Below are 4,886 nucleotides of genomic sequence, written 5' to 3' on the forward strand. Positions count from 1 at the left end.
CTACTGTTAAAAAAATATTTACTCCAATTAAATTTTCATTTTCAGAAGATTTAATAGTGCCGTTTATAGCGGCTTTTGATTGTGCAAATAAATTTGAAAAACAAAAAAAACAGAAAAAAATAATTGACTTCAGCACATTGACTTTATAAGAAAAAATGCGAAAGTAAACAATTATAAACCAAATTGTATTAGAATATAATTGTTTAACTTTTATCTTATTCCAATTTTCGCAAATACATATTCACTACATTATCTAAACCTAAATAAAGTGCTTCAGAAATCAATGCGTGGCCGATAGAAACTTCGAGCAAGCCAGGAATATTTTGTTTGAAAAACTGAATATTATCCAAGCTTAAATCATGACCGGCATTAATTCCTAATCCTAATTCATTGGCTAAAACTGCCGATTTCACATATGGATCAATTCCTTTTTCATTTCCTAAACTATATTGATGAGCAAAAGCTTCGGTATACAATTCGATTCTGTCTGTTCCTATTTTTTTGGCTCCCTCGATCATCTCAGCAATTGGGTCAACAAAAATAGAAGTTCTAATTCCGTTGCGCTGAAATTCCTGAATAACCTCAACTAAATACGATTGATTTTTTACAGTGTCCCAACCCGCAGAAGATGTTATTGCTCCAATAGCGTCTGGAACCAAAGTCACTTGGTCAGGCTTACATTCTAAAACTAAATCAATAAAATTGTGTTGAGGATTACCTTCAATATTGTATTCGGTAAAAACAATTGATTTTAAATCACGTGCATCCTGATAACGGATGTGACGCTCATCTGGACGTGGATGGATCGTGATTCCCTGAGCCCCAAAATTTTGAATATCAGTTGCTACTTTTAATAAATCGGGCACATTTCCTCCGCGGGCATTACGTAAAGTGGCTATTTTATTTATATTAACGCTAAGTTTTGTCATAGAAACAAGTATTATTTTATTGTATTATTATTTTAAAACAACAAAAATACAAAGTAAAAGGTAGCATATTTTGTATATTTTTGATTATTTTGCGTCAATTATTGAGCGAAGATTATGACTGATTTAAAAGATTACATTACGAACGATTTCAAAGCAATTGACACCCATGAATCCATTGGGGCAGTTCAAGATTTTTTTAATGATTTGACCTTTTCTCATTTCCCAATTATCGAAGAAGGCGTTTACATTGGAAGTATCGTTGCAGAAGACATTGAAACTTTTGACAGCAACAAAAAAGTCTTTGATTATAAATATACTCTCGAACATTTTTTTGCCAAAACTAACATGATTTGGCTTGATGTTTTGGAAGTCTTTGCAAAAAATCATGCCAATTTAGTTCCCATTTTAGATGAAAATAATAAATACATCGGATATTACGAAATCGAGGATATTATAAAATTTTTTCATGAAACCCCATTTCTAAAAGAACAAGGCGCAATTATAATAGTTAGCAAAAACACCATTGATTATTCAATGAGTCAAATTGCACAAATTGTCGAAAGCAATAATGGTAACCTTTTGGGACTTTTCGTTTCTAATTCAGATGCAAACACTACTGAAGTTACCCTAAAAATTAGCATTGGTTCATTGAATGAAATTATTCAAACTTTTAGAAGATACAATTACGATATCCTCTCAGATCACAATGAAGACAATTACATCAACAGCCTAAAAGAACGTTCGGACTATTTAGATAAATATTTAAATATGTAGTTATAAAAGGTATTCAAATTCCTTTATAACAGACAACAAAACATCATATAAGAAATGAAAGTAGCTATTTTTGGCCAATATTATTTGGTAAGCACAGAACCAATTATAAAAGACATTTTTGTGTTTTTCAACAATAATAATGTAGAAATGGTTATTGAATCTGATTTCTTAAATATGTTGCATGAAAAAAATATCGTCCAAAAAGAATACAATACTTTTTCATCTTATGACGAGTTAGATTCCAGTTATGATATGCTAATTAGTATTGGTGGTGACGGAACTATGCTAAGAGCGGTTACTCTAGTACGAAATTCCGGAATTCCAATATTAGGAATAAATGCAGGCAGACTGGGTTTTTTGGCAACGGTACAAAAAGAAAATATCGCAGCGTTCATGCAGCTTGTTATTGACAAAAAATATAAAATCTCAAAAAGAACTTTACTTAGCATAACAAATTCACCAGAAAACAAAGCTATCGAAGGACTTAACTTTGCTTTAAATGAAATATCTGTAAGCAGAAAAGACACTACTTCAATGATAACAATTGATACTTATTTGAATGACGAATTTTTAAATTCATATTGGGCAGATGGGCTAATTATTGCCACACCCACAGGAACTACTGGATATTCTTTGAGTTGCGGCGGACCTATTTTAACTCCTGATGTAAAAAGCCTTGTCATTACTCCAATTGCTCCTCACAATTTAAATGCAAGACCATTAGTTGTTCCAGACACTACAGAAATTCGCTTAAAAGTATCCGGAAGAGAAGAACAATATTTAGTCTCTTTGGATTCCAGAATTACCACTGTCAAAAACGATTCTATTTTGACCATTAAAAAAACCAATTTTGAAATAAATATGGTCGAAATTCCTGAAGAAACATTCTTAAAAACCCTAAGAACAAAATTACTTTGGGGTGAAGACAGAAGGAATTAAAAGAATCTCTATACAAATTACTATTTTTTTTCGTTTGAAACCTTAATGATTTCATTCTAACAAAGAATCTTCTTTTAAAAAAAGACAGTATTCTATAGATGCATGTCGAATCCTATTGATTATTATTATATTTGCAGGCAACTTAATTATTTATGGGCAAAATTTTCATTTCTTTTTTATGCTTTTTTACAGGTACTTTTATTCATGCTCAGATTCATGAAGTTGGTGTATTTTTAGGAGGTAGTAACTATATAGGAGATGTGGGTTCAACAACTTACATTGCTCCAAATGAACTTGCCTTTGGAGTTTTATACAAATGGAATAAAAGTCCAAGACATGCTTATAGATTTTCGTATACGCAGTCTCAAATTTCGGGAAACGATATTGATTCTAAAGAACCAGGTCGTCACAATAGAGGGTATAGTTTTTCTAATGACATAAAAGAATTATCAGCAGGATTGGAATTTAATTTTTTTGATTTTAATTTGCACGAAGAGAAACCAAAGTTTACTCCATATGTATATTCAGGACTAAGTTATTTTATATATGACGACCTGTATATTGATGCTGGGGAAACACATAAAAAAGACACAAAAAGCAGCATAGCTATACCAATGACTTTAGGAGTTAAAACTAATTTTGCAAGAAACTTTGTTTTAGGACTTGAAGTTGGTGCCAGATATACTTTTACAGACAATATCGATGGTAGTAATCCCGGAAATAGTAGCGTGCTTCGATTTGGAAATTTAAATAATAATGATTGGTATGTTTTTACAGGTATGACGCTGACTTATACTTTTGGAAAAAAACCATGTTACTGTGCAGATTAATAAGATGTTAAAAGACGAAATAAATAAGAATAATCTCCCAAAACACATTGCCATCATTATGGACGGTAATGGCCGTTGGGCAAAACAACAAGGTTTCATTAGAACACTAGGACATCAAACTGGTTCCAAATCTGTAAAAACTATTATAAAAGAATGCAATTCTTTAGGAATTGAATATCTCACACTCTATGCTTTTTCTACCGAAAACTGGAGCAGACCCAAAATCGAAGTAGACGCTTTGATGAAAATATTAATAAAATCTTTGAGAAAAGAGCTTAAAACAATGCAAGAAGGCAACATTAAAATGAATGCCATTGGGAATTTAGAAAAATTGCCAAAAAACGCACAAGAAGAAATATTAGATGTCATTGAAAAGACAAAAAATAATTCAAAAATGACATTAACTCTTGCTTTAAGTTACGGATCAAGAGAGGAAATAGTGGGCGCTGTAAAAAAAATAAGCGATAAAGTTAAAAATAATATAATTTCAATAGACAGTATTGACGATTCAATTATTAATGAGCATCTTTACACACATAACATACCAGATGTTGATTTATTAATAAGAACCAGTGGTGAACACAGAATAAGTAATTTTTTATTGTGGCAAATAGCCTATTCAGAATTATATTTTACTGATGTACTATGGCCAGACTTTAAAGAGCAAGATTTACATGAGGCTATCATTAGTTATCAAAAAAGAGAACGTAGATTTGGAAAAACAAGCGAACAAATTAAATAATTTTTTAGTGTTACATAAAAGCATAAAACTAGTCATTACCTTTATACTATTAGGAACTTTTACTCAAATTAAAGCACAAGACAGAGTACCATTTGACCAAGGTAAAAAATACATTTTAGGTGATGTAAAAGTAATTGGAGACATCAGCTTCAATCCACAAACTGTTGTAACATTTGCTGGTTTAGAGAAAGGACAGGAAATCACAATTCCTGGTGAACAAATTAGTAGCTCAATAAAAAAATTAGGAAAGCTTGGTCTTTTTGACGAAATCGCTTTTTACGTTAACAGAATAGAAAACGACAGTATCTTTCTTGATCTGAATATCAAAGAATTACCAAAAATAAACGAAGTAAAATTTGTTGGAGTTTCTAAAAGCAAAACCGAAAGTTTCATAAAAGATAATGGTCTTACAAATGGTAAAATTGTAACTGAAAACTTAATTACAACTACCAAAAACTATATCGAGAAAAAATACAAAAAAGACGGTTTTTTCAATACGAAAGTTCATATAACAACAACTAGAGATACATTGGCAAGCAACCAAGTAAATATGCTTGTAAAAGTAGATGTTGGCGACAAAATCAAAGTATACCAAATTGATTTTGAAGGAAACAAAGAACGCTCCGATAGTGATCTTGCTGGTTCAATGAAAAACACTAAAGCCAAAAACTT

General features: G+C 31.1%; 6 protein-coding genes. 5 read left to right on the forward strand and 1 reads right to left on the reverse strand.

The window, feature by feature from the left end; translation table 11 throughout:
• Window positions 1-215: 215 nt before the first annotated feature.
• Window positions 216-929, reverse strand: a complete 714-nt coding sequence (locus VLC96_RS18250; RefSeq protein ID WP_325265230.1) for a pyridoxine 5'-phosphate synthase — start codon at window positions 927-929, stop codon at window positions 216-218.
• 114 nt (window positions 930-1,043) lie between these two features.
• Here VLC96_RS18250 and VLC96_RS18255 point away from each other — a divergent pair, with 114 nt between their 5' ends.
• The 5 genes from VLC96_RS18255 to VLC96_RS18275 all read left to right on the forward strand — a co-directional run.
• The gene (locus VLC96_RS18255) at window positions 1,044-1,703 is read left to right on the forward strand and encodes a CBS domain-containing protein (RefSeq protein ID WP_325265232.1); all 660 of its coding nucleotides are present in this window, start codon (window positions 1,044-1,046) and stop codon (window positions 1,701-1,703) included.
• Window positions 1,704-1,757: 54 nt separating this feature from the next.
• Complete coding sequence (locus VLC96_RS18260) at window positions 1,758-2,642, forward strand: NAD kinase (RefSeq protein WP_325265234.1); 885 nt, start codon at window positions 1,758-1,760, stop codon at window positions 2,640-2,642.
• Between the two features lie 152 nt (window positions 2,643-2,794).
• Window positions 2,795-3,472: a type IX secretion system protein PorG gene (gene porG / locus VLC96_RS18265; RefSeq protein WP_325265236.1), complete on the forward strand. Its 678-nt coding sequence runs from the start codon at window positions 2,795-2,797 to the stop codon at window positions 3,470-3,472.
• 4 nt (window positions 3,473-3,476) lie between these two features.
• Entirely contained in the window at window positions 3,477-4,214 is a 738-nt protein-coding gene (gene uppS, locus VLC96_RS18270) for an undecaprenyl pyrophosphate synthase (RefSeq protein WP_325265237.1), read from the forward strand.
• The coding region (locus tag VLC96_RS18275) for a POTRA domain-containing protein (protein ID WP_325265238.1) at window positions 4,147-4,886 on the forward strand (740 nt) is incomplete at its 3' end. The genes uppS and VLC96_RS18275, both read left to right, overlap by 68 nt.

The sequence above is a fragment of the Flavobacterium sp. genome (assembly GCF_035456085.1).
Classification (GTDB): domain Bacteria; phylum Bacteroidota; class Bacteroidia; order Flavobacteriales; family Flavobacteriaceae; genus Flavobacterium.